At 68.8% G+C, this 23,290-nt stretch carries 20 protein-coding genes and 1 riboswitch; of the genes, 13 read left to right on the forward strand and 7 right to left on the reverse strand.

The window, feature by feature from the left end:
• Window positions 1–57: 57 nt before the first annotated feature.
• From dapA to EV643_RS12660, 3 genes are all read left to right on the forward strand, one after another.
• On the forward strand, window positions 58–972 hold the full coding sequence (dapA, locus tag EV643_RS12650) for a 4-hydroxy-tetrahydrodipicolinate synthase (protein WP_133800220.1): 915 nt from the start codon (window positions 58–60) through the stop codon (window positions 970–972).
• Complete coding sequence (locus EV643_RS12655) at window positions 969–2,663, forward strand: ribonuclease J (protein ID WP_133800221.1); 1,695 nt, start codon at window positions 969–971, stop codon at window positions 2,661–2,663. The genes dapA and EV643_RS12655 overlap by 4 nt, the downstream gene beginning before the upstream one ends.
• Before the next feature lie 121 nt (window positions 2,664–2,784).
• Window positions 2,785–3,813 carry a LacI family DNA-binding transcriptional regulator gene (locus tag EV643_RS12660; RefSeq protein WP_133800222.1) on the forward strand — a complete coding sequence of 343 codons (1,029 nt, stop codon included), beginning with the start codon at window positions 2,785–2,787 and terminating at the stop codon, window positions 3,811–3,813.
• A gap of 40 nt (window positions 3,814–3,853) precedes the next feature.
• Here EV643_RS12660 and EV643_RS12665 read toward each other — a convergent pair whose 3' ends face one another.
• The 4 genes from EV643_RS12665 to EV643_RS12680 form a co-directional block, all read right to left on the reverse strand.
• Window positions 3,854–4,612 (reverse strand): alpha/beta hydrolase family protein, encoded by a 759-nt coding sequence (locus EV643_RS12665; protein WP_133800223.1) that lies wholly within the window; start codon window positions 4,610–4,612, stop codon window positions 3,854–3,856.
• A gap of 84 nt (window positions 4,613–4,696) precedes the next feature.
• Complete coding sequence (locus EV643_RS12670) at window positions 4,697–5,776, reverse strand: fatty acid desaturase family protein (RefSeq protein ID WP_133800224.1); 1,080 nt, start codon at window positions 5,774–5,776, stop codon at window positions 4,697–4,699.
• 127 nt (window positions 5,777–5,903) lie between these two features.
• Window positions 5,904–6,611 carry a GAF and ANTAR domain-containing protein gene (locus EV643_RS12675; RefSeq protein WP_133800225.1) on the reverse strand — a complete coding sequence of 236 codons (708 nt, stop codon included), beginning with the start codon at window positions 6,609–6,611 and terminating at the stop codon, window positions 5,904–5,906.
• Between the two features lie 72 nt (window positions 6,612–6,683).
• Window positions 6,684–7,763, reverse strand: a complete 1,080-nt coding sequence (locus EV643_RS12680) for a fatty acid desaturase family protein (protein WP_133800226.1) — start codon at window positions 7,761–7,763, stop codon at window positions 6,684–6,686.
• A 238-nt stretch (window positions 7,764–8,001) separates the two neighbouring features.
• Here EV643_RS12680 and EV643_RS12685 point away from each other — a divergent pair, with 238 nt between their 5' ends.
• On the forward strand, window positions 8,002–9,537 hold the full coding sequence (locus tag EV643_RS12685; protein WP_133800227.1) for an alkaline phosphatase D family protein: 1,536 nt from the start codon (window positions 8,002–8,004) through the stop codon (window positions 9,535–9,537).
• Window positions 9,538–9,674: 137 nt separating this feature from the next.
• Window positions 9,675–11,729 (forward strand): prolyl oligopeptidase family serine peptidase, encoded by a 2,055-nt coding sequence (locus EV643_RS12690; RefSeq protein ID WP_133800228.1) that lies wholly within the window; start codon window positions 9,675–9,677, stop codon window positions 11,727–11,729.
• 161 nt (window positions 11,730–11,890) lie between these two features.
• Here the strand turns inward: EV643_RS12690 and EV643_RS12695 are convergent, their stop codons facing one another.
• Window positions 11,891–13,258, reverse strand: a complete 1,368-nt coding sequence (locus tag EV643_RS12695; protein WP_133800229.1) for an aminotransferase class V-fold PLP-dependent enzyme — start codon at window positions 13,256–13,258, stop codon at window positions 11,891–11,893.
• A 14-nt stretch (window positions 13,259–13,272) separates the two neighbouring features.
• A riboswitch (SAM riboswitch) is annotated at window positions 13,273–13,386 on the reverse strand.
• Between the two features lie 128 nt (window positions 13,387–13,514).
• Here EV643_RS12695 and EV643_RS12700 point away from each other — a divergent pair.
• The 8 genes from EV643_RS12700 (at window position 13,515) to EV643_RS12735 (ending at window position 21,894) form a co-directional block, all read left to right on the forward strand.
• Window positions 13,515–14,033, forward strand: a complete 519-nt coding sequence (locus EV643_RS12700; protein WP_133800230.1) for a DinB family protein — start codon at window positions 13,515–13,517, stop codon at window positions 14,031–14,033.
• A gap of 178 nt (window positions 14,034–14,211) precedes the next feature.
• Complete coding sequence (locus EV643_RS12705) at window positions 14,212–16,833, forward strand: FtsK/SpoIIIE family DNA translocase (RefSeq protein WP_202869532.1); 2,622 nt, start codon at window positions 14,212–14,214, stop codon at window positions 16,831–16,833.
• 2 nt (window positions 16,834–16,835) lie between these two features.
• A complete protein-coding gene (locus tag EV643_RS45570; protein ID WP_238165545.1) occupies window positions 16,836–17,693 on the forward strand; it encodes a hypothetical protein in 858 nt (285 codons plus the stop codon).
• An 88-nt stretch (window positions 17,694–17,781) separates the two neighbouring features.
• Entirely contained in the window at window positions 17,782–18,534 is a 753-nt protein-coding gene (locus tag EV643_RS12715; protein ID WP_133800231.1) for a helix-turn-helix domain-containing protein, read from the forward strand.
• A 72-nt stretch (window positions 18,535–18,606) separates the two neighbouring features.
• Window positions 18,607–20,250: a 30S ribosomal protein S12 methylthiotransferase RimO gene (rimO, locus tag EV643_RS12720; RefSeq protein ID WP_133800232.1), complete on the forward strand. Its 1,644-nt coding sequence runs from the start codon at window positions 18,607–18,609 to the stop codon at window positions 20,248–20,250.
• The gene (gene pgsA / locus EV643_RS12725; RefSeq protein ID WP_133800233.1) at window positions 20,247–20,870 is read left to right on the forward strand and encodes a CDP-diacylglycerol--glycerol-3-phosphate 3-phosphatidyltransferase; all 624 of its coding nucleotides are present in this window, start codon (window positions 20,247–20,249) and stop codon (window positions 20,868–20,870) included. Before rimO ends, pgsA begins: the two co-directional genes overlap by 4 nt.
• A gap of 69 nt (window positions 20,871–20,939) precedes the next feature.
• Window positions 20,940–21,434 (forward strand): CinA family protein, encoded by a 495-nt coding sequence (locus EV643_RS12730; RefSeq protein WP_202869533.1) that lies wholly within the window; start codon window positions 20,940–20,942, stop codon window positions 21,432–21,434.
• 163 nt (window positions 21,435–21,597) lie between these two features.
• Window positions 21,598–21,894, forward strand: a complete 297-nt coding sequence (locus EV643_RS12735) for a helix-turn-helix domain-containing protein (protein ID WP_133800234.1) — start codon at window positions 21,598–21,600, stop codon at window positions 21,892–21,894.
• 56 nt (window positions 21,895–21,950) lie between these two features.
• On the opposite strand, the gene EV643_RS12740 is transcribed toward EV643_RS12735, so the two are convergent.
• Window positions 21,951–22,412, reverse strand: a complete 462-nt coding sequence (locus EV643_RS12740) for a DUF4262 domain-containing protein (RefSeq protein WP_133800235.1) — start codon at window positions 22,410–22,412, stop codon at window positions 21,951–21,953.
• A gap of 87 nt (window positions 22,413–22,499) precedes the next feature.
• Window positions 22,500–23,285, reverse strand: coding sequence for an Fpg/Nei family DNA glycosylase (locus tag EV643_RS12745; protein ID WP_133800236.1), 786 nt, complete (start codon window positions 23,283–23,285; stop codon window positions 22,500–22,502).
• Window positions 23,286–23,290: the final 5 nt, after the last annotated feature.

Here is a 23,290-nt window from a genome sequence, read left to right on the forward strand (position 1 = left end):
GGACAGCCACCAGGCCTACCCATTTCTCGAGGGTGATGGAGCGGTAATCTGACCCCCATGTCCTCTGCAGCAAGTCATGCCCCGGCGGCACCGCCTTTCGGCCGGTTGACCACGGCGATGATCACCCCGTTCCGGCCCGATGGCGCCCTTGATCTGGCTGCTGCGCAGAAGGTGGCGACCCACCTCGTCGACCAGGGCAACGACGCGCTCGTGATCAACGGCACCACCGGCGAATCGCCGACCACGTCGGACGCCGAGAAGGTGCAGCTGCTCAAGGCCGTGCTGGAGGCGGTCGGCGATCGGGCGAAGGTGGTCGCCGGCGTCGGGACGAACGACACCGCGCACACGATCGAGTGCGCGAAGGCGGCCGCGGCTGCCGGCGTACACGGCCTGCTGGTCGTCACGCCGTACTACAACAAGCCCCCGCAGGACGGCCTGAAGGCGCACTTCACCGCGGTCGCGGACTCCACCGAGTTGCCGGTGATGCTGTACGACATCCCGGGGCGCGCCGGTGTCCCGATCAAGACCGAGACGTTGCTCGCCCTCGCCGACCACCCGCGGATCATCGCGGTGAAGGACGCCAAGGGCGATCTCGCCGCGACCACCAAGGTGCTGGCCAACTCCGGCCTCGTCTACTACTGCGGCGCCGACGAGCTGAACCTCGCCTCGCTGGCGATCGGCGCGGTCGGCATCGTCAGCGTGGTCGCCCACGTCGCCAGCCCGCAATACCGGCAGTTGATCGACGCCGTGCTGGCCGGCGACCTCGCCACCGCCCAGCGAATCGACCGGCAACTGGTGCCCGCGGTCGAGGCGATCATGACCAGGACCCAGGGCGCCATCATGGTGAAGGCCGCGCTCAAGCTGGCCGGTGTCATCGAGCACGCGACGATGCGGTTGCCGCTGATCGAGGCGACCGCCGGTCAAGTGGACTGGCTCACCACCGACCTCAAGACGGCAGGACTGATTGCATGAGCCACCCCCATCCAGATCTCGACGCGCCCGGACCACTGGTACCGGGCGCGCTGCGGGTGATCCCGCTCGGCGGCCTCGGCGAGGTCGGCCGGAACATGACGGTCTTCGAGTACGACGGCAAGCTGCTGATCGTCGACTGCGGCGTGCTCTTCCCGGACGAGAACCAGCCCGGTGTCGACCTGATCCTCCCGGATTTCCAGCCGATCCGGGAGCGTTTGGACGACATCGTGGCGGTGGTCCTGACGCACGGCCACGAAGACCACATCGGCGGCGTCCCGTACCTGCTCCGCGAGCGCGGCGACATCCCGCTGATCGGTTCGCAGCTCACCCTCGCGCTGCTCGAGGGCAAGCTGAAGGAGCACCGGCACCGCAACGTGCCCCAGCAGATCGTGGTCGAGGGCGAGAAGATCCAGCTCGGCCCGTTCGAGTGTGAGTTCGTCGCGGTCAACCACTCGATCCCGGACGCGCTCGCCGTGGCCATCCGTACGCCGGCCGGCCTGGTCCTGCACACCGGTGACTTCAAGATGGACCAGCTCCCGCTGGACAACCGGATCACCGACCTGCGCGCGTTCGCCAAGCTCGGTGAGGAAGGCGTCGACCTGTTCTGCGTCGACTCCACCAACTCCGAGGTCCCCGGCTTCACCACCCACGAACGCGACATCGCGCCGGTGCTCGACCGGGTCTTCACCAACGCGCGGAACCAGCGGATCATCGTCGCCTGTTTCGCATCCCACGTGCACCGGGTCCAGCAGGTGATGGACGCCGCGGTGAAACACCGCCGCAAGGTCGCGTACGTCGGACGTTCGATGCTGCGGAACATGGGCGTCGCCCGTGATCTCGGCTTCCTCAACGTGCCCGGCGAGACGCTGATCGACATGCGTGAACTGGACAACTACCCGCCGGAGCAGGTGGTGCTGGTGTCCACCGGTTCACAGGGTGAGCCGATGTCCGCGCTGTCCCGGATCGCGGCCAACGACCATCACGTCGTCCACATCCAGCCCGGCGACACCGTCGTACTGGCGTCCTCGCTGATCCCCGGCAACGAGAACTCGGTCTACCGGGTGATCAACGGCCTGACCCGGCACGGCGCGAACGTGATCCACAAGGGCAACGCGCTCGTGCACGTGTCCGGACACGCGTCGGCGGGGGAGTTGCTCTACTGCTACAACATCGTCAAGCCGCGCAACGTGCTGCCGGTGCACGGCGAGGTCCGGCACCTGCACGCGAACGCCGACCTGGCCCGGCAGACCGGCGTACCGGCTGAGAACGTCGTGGTGGTCGAGGACGGGGTCGTGGTCGACCTGGTCGACGGCAAGGCCGTGGTGGCCGGCAAGGTCGACTGCGGGTACGTGTTCGTGGACGGCTCGACGGTCGGCGACATCACCGAGAGCTCGCTGAAGGACCGCCGGATCCTCGGCGACGAGGGGTTCATCTCGGTGATCGCGGTGATGGACTCGGTGACCGGCAAGCTGACCGCCGGACCGGAGATCCACGCCCGCGGGTTCGCCGAGGACGACGCGGTGTTCGACGAGCTGAAACCGCGAATCGAGGCGGAGATCGAGAAGGCGATCGGCGGCGGCGTGGACGACATGTACCAGCTGCAGCAGGTGATCCGCCGGGTGGTCGGCAAATGGGTCAGCGACACCCACCGGCGCCGCCCGATGATCATCCCCGTGGTGGTCGAAAGCTAGGCCGTTGCCGGCGTACCACGTACGCCGGGAGGCGGCTGTTCCTGCGGGTTTACTGCCTCCCGGGCCGGGATCGCTCTAGGATCTCCACCACCGGGCAACCAGCAGGGAAGGCGGGACCGGTATGACGATCAACGTGAACGGCACCGGGCAGCGTCGGCCGACGATGAAGGAGGTCGCGGCGCGGGCGGGTGTGGCGCTGAAGACCGTCTCCCGGGTGGTCAACGAGGAGCCGAACGTCAGCCCGGAGCTGACCGCGAAGGTCCAGGCGGCGATCAAGGAGCTCAACTACACGCCGAACGAGAGCGCCCGGATGCTGCGCCGCGGCAAGACCGGGACGATCGCCGTGGTGATCCGCGACATCGGCGACCCGTTCTTCGCCTCGCTCGGCCGCGCGGTCGAGTTGTGGGCCCGCAGCAACGGTTCGGTGGTGATGATCGGCCTCACCGACGAGGACCCGGAGCGGGAGCGCGACGTCTGCCTGGAGTTCGTCGCCCGCCGCCCGGACGCGTTGATCATGGCCCCGATCGGCGAGACCCAGGACTACCTGGCACCGCATGTCGACGCCGGGATGGCCGTGGTCACGATCGACCGCCCCGCGCACGGGATCGAGGCCGACGCGGTCCTGGCCGACAACGCCGGCGGGATCGACCAGGCGATCGACCATCTGGTCCGCCAGGGGCATCGCCGGATCGCCTACCTCGGCGACGACGAGCGCATCTTCACCGCCCGGGAACGGGTGGTCGCCTACCGCGCCGCGATGGCCCGGCACCGGATCGACGTGGACGAGGACCTGGTCCACCTGTCCGAGCCGACCACCGAGGGGATCGGGATCACCCTGTCCGCCGTACTGGACCGGCCCGAGCCCGCGACCGCGTTGCTGTCGGCCAACAACATGACGACAGCCGAGGTACTGCGTGGGCTGGCGGGCCGCCGCGATCAGGTGGCCCTCGTCTCCTTCGACGACCTCGCCCTCGGCGATCTGCTCAGCCCGGGGCTCACCGCGGTCGCCCAGTCGGCCGACGTGATGGCCCGTACCGCCATCCAGCTGATGACCGAGCGCCTCCCCGAACCACACCGGCCCGGCCGAACCGTCCGAGTCCCGGTCAAGCTGACGATCCGCGGCTCCGGCGAGATCCCACCGTCCAGCTGAGAAGCTGTCTAGCTGAGGAGCTGTCTAGCTGAGGAGCTGTCTAGCTGAGGAACTCCAGGACGCTCGCGGCCAGCTCTTCGCGGTGGTCGGACAACGCGTGGTCGGTGTCGAAGAGGCGGTGCTCCAGCTTGGCCTCGGCGTACGCGTCGACGAGCGGTAGGAAGTTCTGCTCGTACGGCGCTGCCGTGTCGCGCGAGCCGCCGACCAGCAGCACCGGGCGGCCGGCCAGCTTCGGCGCGAGACTGGCCAGTCGCCAGTTCGGTCCGTGGGCAACCATCTCGTCGACGAGGGCGGCGGCGCTGGTTCCCTGGAGCGGGAGGAGTTCATCCTCGAAGGCCTCGGTGTAGGCCTGCTGCGCAGCCGGATCGGCGGCGATGGCGACACCCGCCGCGCCGAAGTCGAACGGGGTGATCGCGGCGACTTTGATGAGACTCGGATCGGCCGCGGCCGTGTGCAGTGCGGCGAATCCGCCCATGCTGTGACCGACGATCGCGACCCGCTCAGCATCGACGTACGGCGACTCGCGCAACGCCGCCACGCCTGCCACCGCGTCTTCGAGGACGTTGCTCCACGACCACGATCCGGCCGCGCCCCACGAACCGCGGTAGTGAAAGACCAACGCGGCGAACCCCGCGCGCCGTAGTACGTGGGCCAGATCGAAGTTCCGCTCGTAGCCCGGGAATCCGTGCAGCAGCAGAACCCCGGGATGCGGCCCGTCGCCGGCCGGAAGGTAGAGCACGCCGGGCAAGTCAAGTCCGGCACTACGAACGACGAAGGCAGGCGTGCTCGCGTAGGTCATGCGTCAAGAGATTAGTTGCCACTGACGCCCGCGACGCGCCACGTCCGGATCGCGGATGCCACGGGCCTCTGAGCCGGCGGTCGGTCAGTTTCGGTACTGGGTGACCAGTGGGCACTGGAAGGGGTCGCGGGCTCGGAGGCCGACGTTGTTGAGGTAGTCGATGACGATTCGGTAGGACTCGACCAGGCCGACTTCGGTGTATTTGACGTCGTGCAGTTCGCAGTACTCGCGGACGATGGGCTGCACCTTCTTGAGCGTGGGGCGGGGCATGCTGGGGAAGAGATGGTGCTCGATCTGGTAGTTGAGGCCGCCCAGGGCGAAGTCGATCATCACCCCGCCGCGGATGTTGCGGGACATCAGCACCTGGCGGCGGAGGAAGTCGAGTTTCATCGTCGCCGGTACGAGCGGCATGCCCTTGTGGTTGGGCGCGAACGACCCACCGAGGCAGATTCCGAACACCGCGAACTGGAGCCCGAGGAACGCGCCGGCCTTGCCGACCGGCAGCAGGATCAACAGCACCGTGAGATAGCCGCCGAGCCGGGCCAGGACGATCGCGGCTTCTATCCGCTCGACCATGGTCGCCGTACGCCGGAGTAGGTGACGCAGGCTCGCGACGTACAGGTTCAGCCCCTCGAGGGTGAGCAGGGGGAAGAAGAACCAACCCTGGCGCTGTGCCAGCCAGGTGCCCAGACCATTGCGGCGGGCAACGGCATCGGGGGTGAAGGCAACCACTCCCGGCCCGATGTCCGGGTCCCGGTCCAGCTGGTTCGGCGCCGCGTGGTGCCGGCTGTGTTTCGCGCGCCACCAGGCGGCGCTCATGCCGGCCAGCACGCCGCCCAGTAGGCGCGCGGTCCAGTCGTTCCAGGCGTTGGAGGTGAAGATCTGCCGGTGGGCGCCGTCATGACTGAGGAAGGCGACCTGGGTCAGTACCAAGGCGAGCGCGCCGGCCATCAGGAGCTGCAACCAGGAGTTGCCAAGCAGGCCGACGCCGACCCAGACACCCGCGAAGGCGGCCGTCACCAGGCCGATGCGGGTCCAGTAGTACCCGCGGCGCCGACGGAGCATCCCGAGCTCCCGCACGGTCCGGGAGAGGTCCGTGTAGAGGCTGGTGTGCCGCTGTTGCGGCCCGTGCGGCTGACTGTCGTCCGCGACGAGTTGTGACATGAGAACGCCCCGCTCCGGAGTGCATCGGTCGAGATGCGCTACCGGGTCCGGGGCAGCGCCACGAGAAAGTGGCTGACACCTCTACGGAACCACGGCCGGCGGCCATGCACAACCACCGGGCCGGCAATTACCGGGCCAGCGATGAGATTTCCAGTGACCCGTCGAGTACTCCCTGCGCCACCACACTCAGGCCCTGCCCGGTACCGCGGGCGTACGAGCGCATCGCACCGAAGGCGTCCGCTGGGCTCAGGCCGGCTCGTTCCGCCAGCATTCCTTTGGCCTGCTCGATCAGGATCCGGCTGTTCAGCGCGTGCTGGAGCTGTTCGGCCAGGACCTGTTGCCCCCGGATCTGCCGCTCGTGCAGCAGGCCGATGGTGGCGATGTCGGACAGCCCCTGGCCGAGTGCGGTGTCATCGTCGGTGAGTGGTTCCGTACTGGTACGGAACAGGTTGAGCGCGCCGATGACGTGGCCGCGGAGGCGGAGCGGCAGCGCGTGGCTGGTGGCATACCCCCCGGCGGCCGCGGCTGAGGCGAACTCGGGCCAGCGGGCCGGATCGACGTTCACCACCGGCGCGCCGGTACGGAAACACTCGGGGCAAGGTCCCTCGTTCTGCTGGAGCTCGAACAGTTCCAGCAGCTCGACCTGGTCGTCCGAGGACGCCATCACATGCAGTACGCCGTCGTCGTCGGCCAGCATCAGACCGGCCGCGTCGACATCGAGCAGCTCCACACTCACCTCGGCGAGCGTGTGCAGGAAGTCGACCAGATCGAACTCGTCCACCAAGGTGTCGGCCAGTTCGATGAAGACCTGCGTGATGCGTTGTTCCCGTGACATTCCCACCGTTGCCCTTCGGTCCGGCAGCCCTTCCATCATCGGGCATCACCGGCCGTACGTCAGCAGGGCGGGTCAGTTCCGGTACTGCGTGACGAGGGGGCACTGGAACGGGTCGCGGGATCGTAGGCCGACGTTGTTCAGGTATTCGACGACGATCCGGTACGACTCGAACAGGCCGACCTCGGTGTACTTGACGCCGTGCAGTTCGCAGTACTCGCGGACGATCGGCCGCACCTTCTTGAGCGATGGGCGGGGCATGCTCGGGAAGAGGTGATGCTCGATCTGGTAGTTGAGCCCACCCATGGCGAAGTCGACGATCACTCCGCCACGGATGTTTCGCGACATCAGTACCTGACGGCGCAGGAAATCGAGTTTCATCGTCGCCGGTACGAGCGGCATGCCCTTGTGGTTCGGCGCGAACGAAGCGCCCAGGCAGACCCCGAAGACCGCGAGCTGGATCCCGAGGAAGGCACCGGCCTTGCCGATCGGCAACAGGATGAGCAGGGCGGCCAGATAGCCGGCGAGCCGGGTGATCACGATCGCGGCCTCGATGCGTTCCAGCCGGGTCGCCTTCCGGCGCAACAGGTGCTGAAGACTCGCCACGTGCAGGGCCAGCCCCTCCAGCGTCAGCAGTGGGAAGAAGAACCAGCCCTGGCGGTCGCCTAACCACTTGGTCAGGCCGCGACGTTTGGCGAGGGCGCCGGGGGTGAAGGCGAGCGCCTTCATGTCGATGTCGGGGTCCTTGCCGATCTGGTTTGGGGCGTTGTGGTGCTTGTTGTGCTTGTTCCGCCACCAGCTGGCGCTCATCCCGGCCAGTCCGCCGGCCAGGGCGCGCGCGGTCCAGTCGTTCCAGGCGTTGGAGGTGAAGATCTGCCGGTGGGCGCTGTCGTGACTGAGGAACGCGACCTGCGTCAGTACCAGGGCCAGCGCGCCCGCCAGCAGCAGTTGGTACCAGGAGTCGCCGAGCAGGATGACTCCGGCCGCGATGCCCGCGAGGGCGGCGACCACCATCGCTATCCGGACGACGTAGTAGCCCTGCCGCCGCCGGAGCAGACCGAGCTCACGGACGGTCTGGGCGAGATCGGTGTAGAGACTGGTATGCCGTTCCTGTGGTCGCTGCGGGTAGGCGTCGTCGGCGACGAGTTGTGACATCGGCAAGCCCCATCCTGGGAGTGCATCGGTCGAGATGCGCTACCGAGGTCCGGGGCAGCGCCACGAGAAGTGGTTGCTGCCCCCTAGTATCCAGATCCACGCAACGGGGCCGTTAAGCCGGTCGTGCGATCAGGTTGCCCCGGGAGGTCGGCTCGGCAAAGCGTGCGGCGGGTGGCTTGGGTGGAAGGCATCATCAGGGGTTCACCCGGGCGTCACCGGCGGGGTAGAACCTGACGGTATGAACTTGAGTCGCCGCCAGCTCTTGGCCGCATCCACCGCCGCGAGTGCATCGCTCGCCCTGCCCGGCGTCGCCGCCGCCACAACCACCGCCTCGCCGTCCGTCGTCCGCCGCGACCGTCCCGGCCTGCCGTCCGGGATCGCGACCGGCGATGTGACGTCGCAGTCCGCGATCGTCTGGTCCCGGACCGACCGCCGCGCCCGGCTGGTCGTCGACCTGACCAGTCACGGCCGGTTCGACAAGGCGATCCGGTTGCGCGGGCCGATCACCGGGCCCGACGCCGACTTCACCGCGCAGCTGCCGTTGCGAGGTCTGCGCCCGGGCCAGCAGTACGACTACCGCGTCGCGTTCGAGGACGAGTACGGCCGCCGGGGTGAGACGCAGACCGGATCGTTCAGTACGCCGGGCCGCAACCGGGGCGTGAGCTTCGTCTGGACCGGTGACACGGCCGGTCAGGGCTGGGGGATCAACCCGGACTTCGGCGGCATGATCGCGTACAAGGCGATGCACGACACGCGGCCCGACTTCTTCCTGCACTCCGGCGACAACATCTACGCCGACGGACCGCTGCAGGCCGAGGTGGTACTTGCCGACGGCACCGTCTGGAAGAACGTGGTGACCGAGGAGGTCGCCAAGGTCGCCGAGACGCTCGCGGAGTACCGGGGCCGGTACAAGTACAACCTGCTCGACGACAACGTGCGCGCGTTCAACGCCGACGTGCCGATCGTCAGCCAGTGGGACGACCACGAGACGGTCAACAACTGGTACCCCGGCGAGATCCTGACCGACACCCGGTACACCGAGAAGCGGGTCGACGTACTGGCCGCGCGGGCTCGTCAGGCGTTCCTGGAGTACCTGCCGATGGAGCACCCCGGCGGCCGGGACCGGATCTACCGCAAGGTCAGCTACGGCCCGCTGCTCGACGTCTTCTGCCTCGACATGCGGACGTACCGGGACAAGAACCCGGCACCGGGCGTCGCCGGTGACGTCGCGATCCTCGGCGAGGAGCAGGCGAACTGGCTGGTTCGTGAGGTCGCGGCCTCGAAGGCGACCTGGAAGGTGATCGCCAGCGACATGCCGATCGGCCTGCTCGTCCCGGACGGTACCGAGATCGAGGCGGTCGCCAACGGCCTGGCCGGCGCGCCGGGTGGTCGCGAGCACGAGATCGCCTGGGTGCTGAGCCAGTTCAAGCGGCGCAAGGTCCGCAACACGATCTGGCTGACCGCCGACGTGCACTACTGCGCGGCGCACCACTACGACCCGTCCCGCGCCGCGTTCACCGACTTCGACCCGTTCTGGGAGATCGTCGCCGGCCCGATCAACGCCGGCACGTTCGGGCCGAACACGCTCGACCCGACGTTCGGCCCGAAGCTCGAGTTCGTGAAGGCCGCCGACTTCCCGAACCAGCCGCCCAGCGACGGCAACCAGTTCTTCGGCCACGTCGAGATCGACCCGCGGACCGAGGTCTTCACCACCTCGCTGCGCGACCTGTACGGGAAGGTCCTTTGGAGCAAGGACCTGAACCCGGCCCACTGACCATCTCTGGGGAAACGTCCCACTCACCGAGGCCCCGGCGCCTGTGCGGGATGCCGCCCACCGGCGGCCCGGTGAGTGGGACGTGCGGTACGAAAAACGGTCGCCCGAGGGGTTGGGCTCGGGGATAGGTTGTCCCCATGTATCCCGAGAGCCGCCGCGGCGATATAGCGGAGACCTTGCACGGCCGCCGGATCGCCGATCCGTACCGCTGGCTGGAGGATCCGGACTCGACGGAGACCAAGGACTGGGTGAGCCGGCAGAACGCGTTCACCGAAGCCGAGCTGGCGAGCTACCCCGAGCGGGCCTGGTTCCAGCGGACGATGACGGCGATCCTGGCCCGCCCGCGAGCCGGCGTACCGGTGAAGAAGTCGGGCTGGTACTTCGTCGGCCGCAACGACGGCACCCAGGCACAGGACGTCGTGTACGTCGCGGACTCGTTGCCCGGGCTGCTCGAAGGCGGCCGGGTGCTGATCGACCCGAACAAGTTGTCCGACGGCGGCACCGACTCGCTCGGCAGCTTCACCGTGAGCCCCGACGGACAGCACTTCGCGTACGGGATCAACGAGAGCGGCAGCGACTGGATCACCTTCCGGCTGCTCGAGGTCGCCACCGGGGCCGAGGTCGATGATGTGGTGACGGAGGCCAAGTTCTGTGTGGCGACCTGGCTGCCCGACTCATCGGCGTACCTGTATGTGCACTACCCGTCCAGTGGGCGCAGCGAAGGCACGGAGACGCAGGCGCTCGGGATCGCGGAGCTGAAGCTGCACCGGATCGGCACGCCGCAGTCCGAGGACGAGCTGATCGTGCGGATGCCGGAGAACGAGCGGTTCTACCTCGACGTGGAGATCTCCGACGACGACCGGTACGCCGTACTGCACATCTTCGAGGGCACCGATCCGCGCACCCGGCTGTGGCTCTACCCGATCGAGGGCAGCGCGCTCGGCGAGCCGGTCAAGGTGATCGACGAGTTCGCCTATGAGGCGTTGTTCGTCCGGATGCATGGCGATCGGCTGGTCCTGCGCACCGATCGCGACACCCCGCGCGGCCGGGTGGTGAGCAGCTCCCTGACCGCCGATTTCGTCGACCTGATCCCGGAGGGTGAAGGGGCTCTACTGGAAGCGCGCGGGACCGAGACCGGCCTCGCGACCGTCACCGTCGTGGACGCGCAACCCGTCCTCACCCTGTACGACCTGGACGGCGGCAACCCTCGCGTCGCCGACCTGCGTGGCGGCGGCATCGTCGGCATCAACGCGAGCCCCAAACACGACGAGGTCTTCGTCGGCTTCTCGTCCACCACCGACCCGACCCTCTCGTACGTCGTGTCGGCGGCCTCCGGATCGGTCCGCGCGCTGCCGGAGCTGGTGCCGTCCGGCGGAACGGGCTTCACTTCACCGGAGGTCACCGTGACCCGCCGGATCGAGCCCGGCCGCGAGGTCCCGTACTTCGTGATCTCGCGCGCGGACCTGGACCTCAACGAACCGCGGCCGACGCTGATGTACGGGTACGGCGGCTTCCGCATCCCGATCTTCGCGGACTACAAGCCGGGCTGGCCCGGATGGCTCGCGGCCGGGGGAGTGCTGGTGATCGCCAACCTCCGCGGCGGCGGCGAATACGGCGCCGCCTGGCATGACGACGGCCGGCTGAAGAACAAGCAGAACGTGTTCGACGACTTCATCGCCGTTGGCGAGCATCTGGTCAAGTCGAAGGTGACGACGCCGCAGCAGTTGGCGATCCACGGCCGCTCCAACGGCGGCCTCCTTGTTGGCGCGGTGATGGCGCAGCGCCCGGACCTCTTCGCCGCGGCGCTTCCCGGCGTCGGCGTACTGGACATGCTCCGCTTCCACCTCTTCACGGTCGGTGCCGGCTGGGCGTCGGACTTCGGGCTGCCGAGTGACCCATTGCAGTTCGAGGATCTGCTCGCCTACTCCCCGCTCCACAACCTTCGCGATGGCACGGAGTACCCGGCAACCCTGGTCGTCACCGGCGACCACGATGACCGGGTCGTCCCGTTGCACAGCCACAAGTTCATCGCGGCCCTCCAGCAAGCCCAGGTTGCCGACGCCCCGGTCTTGACCCGTATCGAGGTCGACACCGGCCACGGCTTCGGCAAACCCGCCGCCATGATCGCCTCGGAATGGGCCGACCTGCTGGCGTTCGCCGCCCACCACACAGGCCTGGACCCGACTTCCTAGATCCACGCCCCGGGCGATTCACCGCTGTGTGGACGCGCACCTGCAGGCGTCAGCCGCTCACCACGCAGGCGTGTGTCCGCACCACTCACCAACCCTGTTCTTGACAGCCTCGCCGAGCGGTGGGTCGGCCTGTTCCAGGGGTTTGGTTGAGTGCTGGAGGTTCACCAGATGTGCGGTGCCTCGAGGTCGCGGGGGTCGTTCGTGGGCTGGCAGCCGTGGGCGGACTCCTCGTACTGCGTGCGCGGGCCGCTCGTGGCGAGGGTGCGCACGGCGGCGACGAGGCGGTCGACGTGTTCGCGGGTCGTGCCGAGGCCGAGGCTCGCGCGGACGGCCGTACCGTTCTCGGGGGAGTCCTCGAGCAGGCGACCGACCAACGGGTGCGCGCAGAACTTGCCGTCCCGCACACCGATTCCGTACTCCGCCGACAGCGCGGCCGACACGAGGGTCGAACTCACGTTGTCGACGGTGAAACAGACGGTGCCGACGCGATCCGCGTCCTCGCCGAAGATCGAGTAGGTGGTCACTCCAGGGAGCTGCGCAAGACCGGTCCGGAGCCGGGCGAGCAGGCTGCGCTCGTGCTGCTCGATCGCGTCGCGGTGCTTGGCAATCGCCGCACACGCCGCGGCCAGCGCGATCGCACCGATGACGTTGGGGGAGCCGCCCTCGTGCCGGGCCGGGCCGTCGTTCCACACGGTCGCGTCGGTGGAGACCGATGCGGTCGCGCCGCCGCCGTACAGGTAGGGGTCGGCCTCGTTCAGCCAGTCTGCGCGGCCGATCAGGGCACCCGCGCCGTACGGGGCGTAGAGCTTGTGACCGCTGAGTGCGACCCAGTCGACGTCGAGCTCGGCGATGTCGACCGGACGGTGCGGCGCGAGCTGGGCGGCGTCTAGGCAGATCCGCGCACCGTGGGCGCGCGCGACGGCGGCGAGCTCGGCGATCGGGAAGATCTCGCCGGTGACGTTGGACGCGCCGGTCACGACGACCAGCCGCGGACCCTCGGGCGCCTGGCGGAGCGCGTCGGCGACCGACGTGACCGCGTTGGTGGGGGAGGTGGGCGCCGCGAGCCGGATCGTGCGCTCGGTCGGCCACGGGAGGAGCGCGGCGTGGTGCTCGGACTCGAACACGATCACAGTCGCGTTAGCCGGGACCGCACGGGCCAGCAGGTTGAGGGCGTCGGTGGTCTGACGGGTGAAGATCACCTGGTCGTCCTCGCGCGCGCCGACGAACTCGTGCACCTGCTTACGGGCCCGCTCGTACCACTGGGTGGTGATCCGGGAGGCGTACCCGTTCCCGCGGTGCACCGACGCGTACGACGGCAGGGCGGCCTCGACCGCGGCTCGCACCGACTCCAGACACGGCGCGCTGGCCCCGTGGTCGAAGTTGGCGTAGTCCGTCACGCGACCGTCGGCCAACGGTACCAACAGGTCGGCGCCGACCGTGGCGGGGATGCTGCCGGTGCTGAACCGCGCGATCGCCGGCCGCGGGGTGACGGTTGCGTTGGCAGGCTCGAGGATGGACAGGATCGACATGTTGGCTCCCGGGAAGTCCGCACTTGCCGAACGGGGTATCCGCACGGCCTGGTCCTCACCCGGGGCACCCCACCGCGGAGGAGGGTTGCCGGCCAGCAAGCCGGGGCTTCGCGCTGACACTCATGACCTGCCGAAGACCGTAGCCAAAGGGACGCTCGTCGCGCCAGCAGCAATCTCACTAAATGAGACTTCGCGACGCATCATGAGACACGACCCCGTTGGCGCGGCGTCTTCGGGGCTGAGGCAGGATGCGGCAATGACATGGATCGCGCCCGAGGTCGAACGTCCGGACGGCTCGCTGGTCGCCCCCGAGCACGAACTGCTCGCCGGCTACCTGAACTTCTACCGGACCACTCTGCTCTACAAATGCGCCGGTCTGACCGCGGACCAGTTGGCCGAGCGGCCGTCACCGCCGTCCAACCTGTCGCTCCTTGGCCTGATCCGGCACCTGACCAAGGTCGAGCGCATCTGGTTCCGCATCCACTTCGCGACTGGCACCCCGGCCGAGCCGCTTTTCGCCCCCGAACTGGGCAAGGACGCCGACTTCGACCTGATCGACCCGGCCCACGCCGAATCGGAGTACGAGGGCCTGATCGCCGAGTGGAAGCTGTCCGACGAAGCAGCCGCCGACCACAGCCTGGACGACCGCTTCACCTTCAACGGCACCGAATCCACGCTCCGGATGATCTACATCCACCTGATCGGCGAATACGCCCGCCACTGCGGCCACGCCGACCTCCTCCGAGAACACCTGGACGGCACCACCGGCGCCTGACCCAGGGCCGACCTTCCGGCCCTACGGCCGTGCCGTTCACCCTCGCTCGCCAGCTGGCACGTCGCCCGACTGCGGAGGCTTGGTAGTGGAGTGGCGAGGCTGTGACGCTACGGATGGGGCGGCGTGATCGGCGTGTGACACGTGTGACTCGAGTGGTCCTCGGGGTAGCCTGCTAGACATGGCGACCCGCACGTCTTCCCCGACGCGGGCGCAGAAGTCGGCAGCCAGCCGCCCGGGAACGGCGCGGTCGGCTGCTGGTGGACGCTCCCGTCCGTCAGGCGCCCAGAAGCGTGGGCAGAGCGCGAAGCGCGGTGGTGGTACCTCCGCGCGGACCCGCACGCCCAAATCCGGCGGGGGAGCGGGACCTTTCGCCGCCGCCATGCTGGCTCTCGGCCGCGGCCTGATCAAGATCTGGATCGGTATCGCGCACCTGCTCGGCAGCTTGGTCCGCGGCGTCGGCAAGGGCGCCCGTGACCTGGACCCGGCCCACCGCCGCGACGGTGGTGGCCTCGCCCTGATCGGCCTGGCCGTCGTGGTCGCCGCCGCGATCTGGTGGGAGCTCCCCGGCGCGGTCGGCAACGGCATCCGCACTGTCGTCAGCGGCAGCGTCGGCATGCTCGGTTGGGCCGTCCCGCTGATGCTGCTGTTCGTCGCCCTCCGCACGCTGCGGCACCCGGACCGCAACGGCCCGGCCGGCCGCCAGGTGATCGGCTGGACGTCGATCGCCCTCGGCGTACTCGGCCTGGTCCACATCGCCAACGGCATCCCCCGCCCGAACGACCCGGCCGACGCCCCGCTCCAGGAAGCCGGCGGCGCGATCGGCTACGTCGTCTCATCGCTCCTGTCCGACCTGCTGACCAAGTACGTCGCCTCGCCGCTGCTCGTGCTGCTGGCGATCTTCGGCGCACTGGTCGTCACCGGTACGCCGATCTACGCGATCCCGCTCCGGGTCCGTGCCGCGTTCGACGTACTGCTCGGGCGGACCGAACTCCCCGCCGACGCGCCCTCCGTGACCGCGGCGACCGACGACACCGTGCGCCTGTCCCGCAAGGAACGCCGGGCCAAGGCCGCTCTCGAAGAAGACGGCGAACCCACGGTCAAGCCGTACGACTCGCCTGTGCTGGAGGGCCGCGAGCTGTCCAAGCGCGGCCGGAAGTCGAAGGCCGCAGCGGAAGAGGACGCCTACGACGTCGACGCGGCCGCCGGCGAACCGGCCTCCGGGTTCAGTAGCGCAAGCCCCGTGGTCGCCGCCCCCGCGAAGCCGGAGTCGGCCGCCGAACCGCCGCCGCACACGCCGCTGCCCCAGCGCGTCGAGCAGCTCAGCTTGTCCGGCGACATCACCTACACGCTGCCCGACGGCCAGACGCTCAAGCCCGGTTCGGTGCACAAGGCCCGGACCAAGGCGTCCGACCAGGTCGTCGACCGGCTGACCGAGGTGTTCGAGCAGTTCGGCATCGACGCGCAGGTCACCGGCTACACCCGAGGCCCGACGGTCACCCGGTACGAGGTGGAGCTCGGCTCGGCGGTCAAGGTCGAGAAGGTCACCGCGCTGAGCAAGAACATCGCGTACGCCGTGGCGTCGGCCGACGTCCGGATCCTGTCGCCGATCCCGGGCAAGTCCGCGATCGGTATCGAGATCCCGAACACCGACAAGGAGATCGTCAGCCTCGGCGACGTGATCCGGTCGGCGACCGCCCGCAACGACCACCACCCGATGGTGGCCGGCCTCGGCAAGGACGTCGAGGGCGGTTTCGTCGTCGCGAACATGGCGAAGATGCCGCACCTGCTGGTCGCGGGCGCCACCGGTTCGGGGAAGTCGTCGTTCGTGAACTCGCTGATCACCTCGGTTCTGATGCGGTCCACCCCCGACGAGGTACGGATGATCCTGGTCGACCCCAAGCGGGTCGAGCTGAACAACTACGAGGGCATCCCGCACCTGATCACGCCGATCATCACCAACGCCAAGAAGGCCGCCGAGGCGCTGCAGTGGGTCGTCCGCGAGATGGACATGCGGTACGACGACCTGGCCGCGTTCGGTTTCCGCCATGTCGACGACTTCAACAAGGCGGTCCGCAACGGCAAGGTGAAGCCGCCGCCGGGCAGCGAGCGGGTGCTCACGCCGTACCCGTACCTGCTGGTCATCGTCGACGAGCTGGCCGACCTGATGATGGTCGCCCCGCGCGACGTCGAGGATTCGATCGTCCGGATCACGCAGCTCGCCCGCGCCGCCGGTATCCACCTGGTGCTGGCCACCCAGCGGCCGAGCGTCGACGTGGTCACCGGTCTGATCAAGGCCAATGTGCCGTCCCGGCTCGCCTTCGCCACCTCGTCGCTCGCCGACAGCCGCGTCATCCTGGACCAGCCGGGTGCGGAGAAGCTGGTCGGCCAGGGTGACGGGCTGTTCCTGCCGATGGGCGCGAGCAAGCCGATGCGTATCCAGGGCGCCTGGGTGACCGAGAACGAGATCCGCAGCGTCGTCGAGCACTGCAAGGAACAGTTGCAGCCGACGTACCGGGAGGACGTCACCGCCGTCGCCGGACCGAGCAAGGACCTGGACGACGAGATCGGCGACGACCTCGACCTGGTGGTCCAGGCGGCCGAACTGATCGTGTCGACCCAGTTCGGCTCGACGTCGATGCTGCAGCGCAAGCTCCGGGTCGGGTTCGCCAAGGCGGGCCGGCTGATGGACATCCTGGAGAGCCGGGGCGTGGTCGGGCCGAGCGAAGGATCCAAGGCCCGCGACGTCCTGGTGAAACCGGACGACCTAGAGGACTTCGTCGCCACCTTGCGAGGAGAGTGACCGTGACCGCCCACAGCACGATGCCCCGATCCGGTCGGCACGAGCCCGACCGGCCCGAGAGCGGTGCCTACGAGGACAGTCCGAACGAGCCCCGCCGCCCCGCGCGCGACTCCCACGGACCCGGTAACGGCGCACCCGCCAACAACGCACGTGGCAGCGGCGTACGCGGCGATGGTGGAGCCGACAACGGTGCAACCGACAGCGGCGCACCCACCAACCGCGGACCCGTCCGTAGTGGACCCGTCCGCGGTGGAGCCGGCAGCGGTGGGGGCGTTCGGGTTGTGGAGAGCGTTCCGTACGAGACTGCCTTTGACGTGGCTGGGTTCGAGGTCGAGCCGGATGGGGTGGCGCAGGAGTTCACCATCCGCTCATCGCAGAAGGTGCACGGCGGCCTCGCGGTCGGCGCTGCACTGGTGGCGATCGGCTTCGCGGCCTCGGCATCGACCACCCCGACCGGCGTACTGCGCTGGATCGGCGCGGCCGCGTTCGCCGTACTGGCGGTGATCTGTGCCCGGGCTCTGACGGTCGGGGACATGCTGGTCGCCGACCAGGTCGGGATCCGGCTGCGGATCCGGGACGAGTGGATCGGCACCCGCTGGGAAGAAATCGAGGAGGTGACCGTACTGCGTCGCCGCCATCCGCTCGACGACGGACGGATCGCGGTGCATCTGGTAGACCCGGGGCCGGTGCTGAGCACCATGTCGGCCGCGACGCGCAAGACCACGGACGCGAACCGGCGATTGACGGGCTCGTCACTCGCGGTACCGTTCGGGTTGACGGCCAGACCGTCGAACGGGGAAGTGGTACAGGCGTTACACATGCTGGCGGATGCCAGGTGTCCTGTGCGGGAACAGCTCTGATCTTTCCGTGACCCCGTCGGCTCAAGGCCGTTGACTGTGATGTCAACGGATCCGAGCAGTGTGCAGACGGTGGAGAGGCGGTGGGGACGTGAGCATCGGCAGCGAGCTCACGGCGGCCCGCGAACGGGCTGACATGACGATCGAGCAGTTGAGCGCCGCGACCAGGATCAGAACCGGCTTGCTCGTCGCCATGGAGGCCGATGACTTCTCCCGCTGCGGCGGCAACTTCTACGCCCGCGGCCACATTCGCTCCATCGCCCGGGTGGTCAAGGCCGACCCGGCCCCCCTGCTGGCCGCGTTCGACGAGGAGCACCAGCCGGCAGAGCCCGATCGCGGCCGACGCGAGGAGCGCGCAGAGCTGAAGACGCCCACTCTGCACCCGGCGCGTCCGCGTTGGCCCCTCGTGCTCGGTGCGATCCTGGTCGGCCTGATGGGGTGGGGAATGGTCCGCCTGTTCACGCTCCCCAGCGATGTCGAGGCGAACGCGTCCCGCACCACCCCGACCGTCGCGGTCACCACACCGACGCCCAAGGCCCCGGTCGCCAAACCACCGCCGAAGTCGGCGACCAAACCCAAGGCCCCCGTCTCCAACCGCGTGGTCGTGAGCCTCAAAGCCACCCGCGACGGCTCGTACGTCACCTTGCGGAACTTCCACGGCCTCCGTCTCTTCCAGGGCCTCCTCGGCCCCGGCTCCACCCAGACCGTGACCTACCCCGGCTCGATCCGCGTCAGCCTCGGCGTCCCCGGCAACATCTTGGTCTTCGTCAACGGCAAACAGATCCAGCCCAAGACGGCCCGCTTCATGATCACCCCCACCGGCGCCATCCAGAAGGCCACCTGACGTCCCCAGCGGCAGGGCGGCTGGATTGGGCTCGGTTTCTGCGGGGGAGACGGAGCAGTCATACTCGGAGTGATGACTAAGACTCCGACGACCGTTGCCCTGGTCACGCTGGGCTGTGCCCGCAATGATGTCGACTCCGAGGAACTGGCCGGCCGGCTCGAGGCCGGTGGCTTCCGGCTCGTCGACGACGCCGCTGATGCGGACACCGTGGTGGTGAACACCTGCGGGTTCGTCGAGGCCGCGAAGAAGGACTCGGTCGACACACTGCTCGCCGCCTCCGACTACAAGGAGTCCGGCCGGACCCAGGCCGTGGTCGCTGTCGGGTGTCTGGCCGAGCGGTACGGCGAACAGCTGGCAGAGGCGTTGCCGGAGACGGACGCGGTGCTCGGATTCGACGACTACGCGGACATTTCGGACCGGCTGCGGTCGATCCTCTCGGGTACGAAGCACCAGTCGCACGTACCGCGCGACCGCCGCAAGCTTCTCCCACTGGCACCCGCCGACCGCGCCCACGCCCACGGCGTCGCCCTCCCCGGTCACGGCGACTCCTCCACACCCGCTGGGGCTGAGCTCCCGGCGGGCGCTGAGCTCCCGGCGGGCGCTGAATTCCCGGCGGGCGCTGAGCTCCGCACGGACCAGGTGTCGTCCAACGGTTCGCAGTTGAAGGGCCGGATCGTGCAAGGGACGAGTGCCGGCGGGCTCACCATCGACGCGCCTGACCTGATGGCGGCGCCGGCGAGCGGGCCCCGAGTGGTCCGGCGGCGGCTCGACGGCGGACCGATGGCCCCGCTGAAACTTGCTTCGGGATGCGACCGGCGCTGTGCGTTCTGCGCGATTCCGTCCTTCCGGGGTGCGTTCGTGTCGCGCCGTCCGACCGAGGTTCTCGCCGAGGCCCACTGGCTCGCGGAGAACGGCGTCCGCGAGGTCTTCCTGGTCTCCGAGAACTCGACCTCGTACGGCAAGGATCTGGGCGATCTCCGGCTGCTGGAGACCCTGGTCGCGGAGATCGCGGAGGTGCCCGGTCTGACCCGGGTGCGGGTCTCGTACCTGCAGCCGGCCGAGATGCGGCCGACCCTGATCAAGGCGATGGCGTCGACGCCCGGTGTGGTGCCGTACTTCGACCTGTCCTTCCAGCACGCATCCGGTTCGCTGCTGCGGCGAATGCGCCGGTTCGGCGATGCCGAACGGTTCCTGGAGCTGATCGAGCTGGTGCGCGCCGAGGCCCCGACTGCCGGGATCCGGAGCAACGTGATCGTCGGCTTCCCGGGGGAGACCGAGGAGGATGTGGACATTCTCTGCGACTTCCTTTCCCGCGCCGGCCTGGACGCGATCGGGGTGTTCGGGTACTCGGACGAGGACGGCACCGAAGCGGAGACGTACGACGGCAAGCTGGACGAGGACACCATCGCCGCGCGGCTGGACCGGGTGACCCGGCTGGCCGAGGACGTGACGTCGGTGCGGGCAGAGGCCCGGATCGGCGAGACCGTCGAGGTCCTGGTCGAGTCGATCGACGGCGACACCGCCGAAGGACGCGCCGCGCACCAGGGCCCTGAGGTGGACGGTTCCACCACGCTGACCGGGCTGCCCGAGGACGTGACCGTGGGTGACCTGGTCACCGCCGAGGTCGTCGGCAGCGAGGGAGTCGACCTGATCGCGGAGTACGCCGCGCACGAGAGTCCCCGGGAAGTCGTCCCGGCAGCTAACCTGACCGCGTGACCAACCCGCCGACGAATCCGGTGCCGCCCGCGGCCACCGGTCCGATCAGCGCGCCGAGCGCCTGGAACGTGGCCAACGCGCTGACCGTGCTGCGGCTCGTCCTGGTGCCGTTGTTCGTCTGGCTGCTCCTTCGCGACGGCGGCGCCGACGACGAGATCCGGTTGCTGGCCACGGCGGCCTTCGTCGTCGCGATCGTCACCGACCGGTTCGACGGCGACCTCGCGCGCCGGTGGAACCTGGTCACGAACTTCGGCAAGATCGCCGATCCGATCGCCGACAAGGCACTCACCGGTGCCGCCTTCATCGGGCTGTCCATCCTCGGCGAGCTGCCCTGGTGGGTGACGATCGTCGTGATGGTCCGGGAGTGGGGGGTGACCGCCCTCCGATTCTGGGTGATCCGGGTCGGGGTGATGCCGGCCAGTCGCGGCGGCAAGCTGAAGACGGTGCTGCAGGCGATCGCACTTGGTCTCTACCTCCTTCCTTGGCAGTCGGTGGCTGTCCTGCACTGGACTGCCGTCGCGTTCATGGGCGCCGCTCTGCTGGTCACGATCGTCACCGGCCTCGACTACGTCCGCCGGGCGCTCCGCCTCCACGCCGCCGCCAAACGCCCTCTGCCGTAGTACGAGGGTGGAACGCCGGGAACACGCAAACCGCGGGCGTCTGAGCTGGTTGTGCTGGAGGCTGGACTGGTGAGCGAGAACGACGCCGATGCGGCACTTCAGACGTTGGTAGGGCTGCTGAAGCAGCGCGGCGAGACCGTGGCCACGGCCGAGTCCCTGACCGGCGGCATGGTCGGCGCCGCCCTGACCGACGTTCCTGGCGTCTCGGCGGTCTATCGCGGCGGCGTGGTCGTGTATGCCACCGACCTCAAGGCGACCCTGGCCGGCGTCCCTGCGGATCTCCTGGCAGCTGCCGGCCCGGTCCACCCCGACACGGCAGCTGCACTGGCGAGGGGCGTCCGCGAGCGCCTGGGAGCGACCTACGGACTGGCGACGACCGGTGTGGCGGGCCCGGACCCGCAGGGGGGCATCCAGGCCGGCACGGTGTTCGTCGCGGCTGCCGGACCTGCATCAGTACGAGTCCAGCAGCTGTCGCTGACCGGTGATCGCACGGCCGTCCGCCGGGCCACCGTGGACGCCGTACTCCGTCTGGCGGCCGAACTGGTGGCGGAAGAACCGGGCTGATCGGAGTGTTGAGACCACCATGGGCACAGGTAGGGCAGACTGGCACGGCACACCGAAGGTGGACATTGCGACGAGTAGTGACCCGGCAACAGGTACCGTTGATCCTCACGGGCGAGCTACGGTGCGAGTAGATTCGGTCCGACAGGCGGAAGGGAGAAACCTCATGGTGCTGGTTCGTGGCCTTCTGGGCGACGTGCTGCGGCGCAAGCGGCTGCGCCAGGGGCGCACTCTGCGTGAGGTGTCTGCCGATGCCCGGGTCAGTCTGGGCTACCTCTCCGAGGTGGAGCGCGGTCAGAAGGAGGCCTCCAGTGAGCTGCTCGCGGCCATCTGCACGGCGTTGGACGTCCCGCTGTCGGCGATCTTCGCCGAGGTGAGCGAGGACCTGGCCCGCGAAGAGGCGCTGATCCTGACGCACCCGACCACCATCGAGCAGGCCGAGGTCGTCGCTTCCGCAGCTTGATCCGGGCTCGAGGTCGCGCACCTGCGAAACAGCTGGTGCGCTCACTGCGTGGGTGCTCATCGTGCGTGTCCGCTCTCGGCCGGGCCGGCCGGTCGGTCCCGAAGGAAGGCGAGTGGGTCAGGCCAGAGGAGTTGCAGGGCGGGGAGCGGTGGTTCGCCGGGACGCCGGTAGAGGTCGTTCGCCGTCAGCAGGTGGGTCGACGAGTCCGGGAACCGGAGCAGCTCGGCCCGGTCCGGTGGTTGGTAGAACCCGCTGAGGTCGTCGCCCTCGTCGAAGTACATCCCGGTCATGATCGGATACGCGAGCTGTCTGAGCCCGTGGTACGCGTGGTCGGGTGAGCAGTCGAAGACGATGATCTCCGGATGCCGCACCCGGCTCAGCCCGACGGTGTAGGCGAAGCTCGGGTTCCGATCGCCCTCGCCCTCCACGTACTGCACGGTCCAGCCCTGCCGGCGGATGGACGTCATGATGCTCTCGAGGTGCTCCTGCTCGGACATCCCGTTGCACAGTTCACACACGGCTCGTCTCCTCTCTGGTTCGAACAGATGTTCGATCTGTCAGAGAAGATATCCGGGTTCCGGGCTGGGAAAGACGTTGTCCACAGGTCAGTTCTCGGGTTGGCAGCTGGGGCACCAGTAGCTGATGCGATCGCGTGGCGGTTCTCCGATCGGAGCCGTCAGGATCGTGGCGCCACAGCGGCGGCAAGGTTTCCCGGCGCGCTCGAAGACCCACGAGCGCTGCCCCGGCCGGTCGACCCCCGTGCTGACCTGGCCAGCGCGCCCGAGATTGGACTTCATCAGCCGCCGGGCCAGGCCGACGGTTGCGCCCAGATCGACCGTCGAGACCGGCTTCCACGGATGAAGGCCGAGGAGGAAGCAGACCTCGGTACGGTAGAAGTTCCCGATCCCGGCCAGATTCCGCTGGTCGAGGAGGGCCTCGCTGATGGTGCGAGAGGGGTCGGCGGAGAGGTTCGCGACAGCCGCGGCACGGTCGAAGTCAGGCGATAGCAGATCGGGCCCCAGATGACCCACCACGCTCTCCTCGTCGGCGGTCGCCACCAGTTCGAGCACCGGTAGCCGATACCCGACGGCGGCCCAGTCAGCGTTCTCGAGGACGACGCGCACCTGATGGTCGGGTCCGCCCTTCCAGCGCTCGCCTGGCCGGTACAGATGCCAGCTCCCGTCCATCCGGAAGTGGCTGTGGATCGTCACGCCGCCGGACATGCGCATCAACAGGTGTTTGCCGCGCGCAACGACCTCGAGCACGCTCTGCCCGGCGAGATCGGTCGTCGCCAGCGTCGGCACCCGAAAGTCGGTCCCGGTCAGCTCCTTCCCGGCCAACGCCTGATGAAGCCGCTTGGCAGCCCGCCAGACGGTGTCCCCCTCAGGCATCGCTC

This window comes from Kribbella caucasensis, from assembly GCF_004361855.1.
Classification (GTDB): Bacteria; Actinomycetota; Actinomycetes; order Propionibacteriales; family Kribbellaceae; genus Kribbella; species Kribbella caucasensis.

What these genes read in the sequence shown, in the direction of transcription:
- EV643_RS12745 (WP_133800236.1), bottom strand. Translation starts at nt 23,285, where the DNA reads ATGCCTGAGGGGGACACCGTCTGGCGGGCTGCCAAGCGGCTTCATCAG.
- EV643_RS12665 (WP_133800223.1), bottom strand. Translation starts at nt 4,612, where the DNA reads ATGACCTACGCGAGCACGCCTGCCTTCGTCGTTCGTAGTGCCGGACTT.
- EV643_RS12655 (WP_133800221.1), top strand. Translation starts at nt 969, where the DNA reads ATGAGCCACCCCCATCCAGATCTCGACGCGCCCGGACCACTGGTACCG.
- EV643_RS12700 (WP_133800230.1), top strand. Translation starts at nt 13,515, where the DNA reads ATGACATGGATCGCGCCCGAGGTCGAACGTCCGGACGGCTCGCTGGTC.
- EV643_RS12735 (WP_133800234.1), top strand. Translation starts at nt 21,598, where the DNA reads ATGGTGCTGGTTCGTGGCCTTCTGGGCGACGTGCTGCGGCGCAAGCGG.
- EV643_RS12695 (WP_133800229.1), bottom strand. Translation starts at nt 13,258, where the DNA reads ATGTCGATCCTGTCCATCCTCGAGCCTGCCAACGCAACCGTCACCCCG.
- dapA (WP_133800220.1), top strand. Translation starts at nt 58, where the DNA reads ATGTCCTCTGCAGCAAGTCATGCCCCGGCGGCACCGCCTTTCGGCCGG.
- EV643_RS12690 (WP_133800228.1), top strand. Translation starts at nt 9,675, where the DNA reads ATGTATCCCGAGAGCCGCCGCGGCGATATAGCGGAGACCTTGCACGGC.
- EV643_RS12675 (WP_133800225.1), bottom strand. Translation starts at nt 6,611, where the DNA reads ATGTCACGGGAACAACGCATCACGCAGGTCTTCATCGAACTGGCCGAC.
- EV643_RS12680 (WP_133800226.1), bottom strand. Translation starts at nt 7,763, where the DNA reads ATGTCACAACTCGTCGCCGACGACGCCTACCCGCAGCGACCACAGGAA.
- rimO (WP_133800232.1), top strand. Translation starts at nt 18,607, where the DNA reads ATGACTAAGACTCCGACGACCGTTGCCCTGGTCACGCTGGGCTGTGCC.
- EV643_RS12670 (WP_133800224.1), bottom strand. Translation starts at nt 5,776, where the DNA reads ATGTCACAACTCGTCGCGGACGACAGTCAGCCGCACGGGCCGCAACAG.
- EV643_RS12685 (WP_133800227.1), top strand. Translation starts at nt 8,002, where the DNA reads ATGAACTTGAGTCGCCGCCAGCTCTTGGCCGCATCCACCGCCGCGAGT.
- EV643_RS12705 (WP_202869532.1), top strand. Translation starts at nt 14,212, where the DNA reads ATGGCGACCCGCACGTCTTCCCCGACGCGGGCGCAGAAGTCGGCAGCC.
- EV643_RS12660 (WP_133800222.1), top strand. Translation starts at nt 2,785, where the DNA reads ATGACGATCAACGTGAACGGCACCGGGCAGCGTCGGCCGACGATGAAG.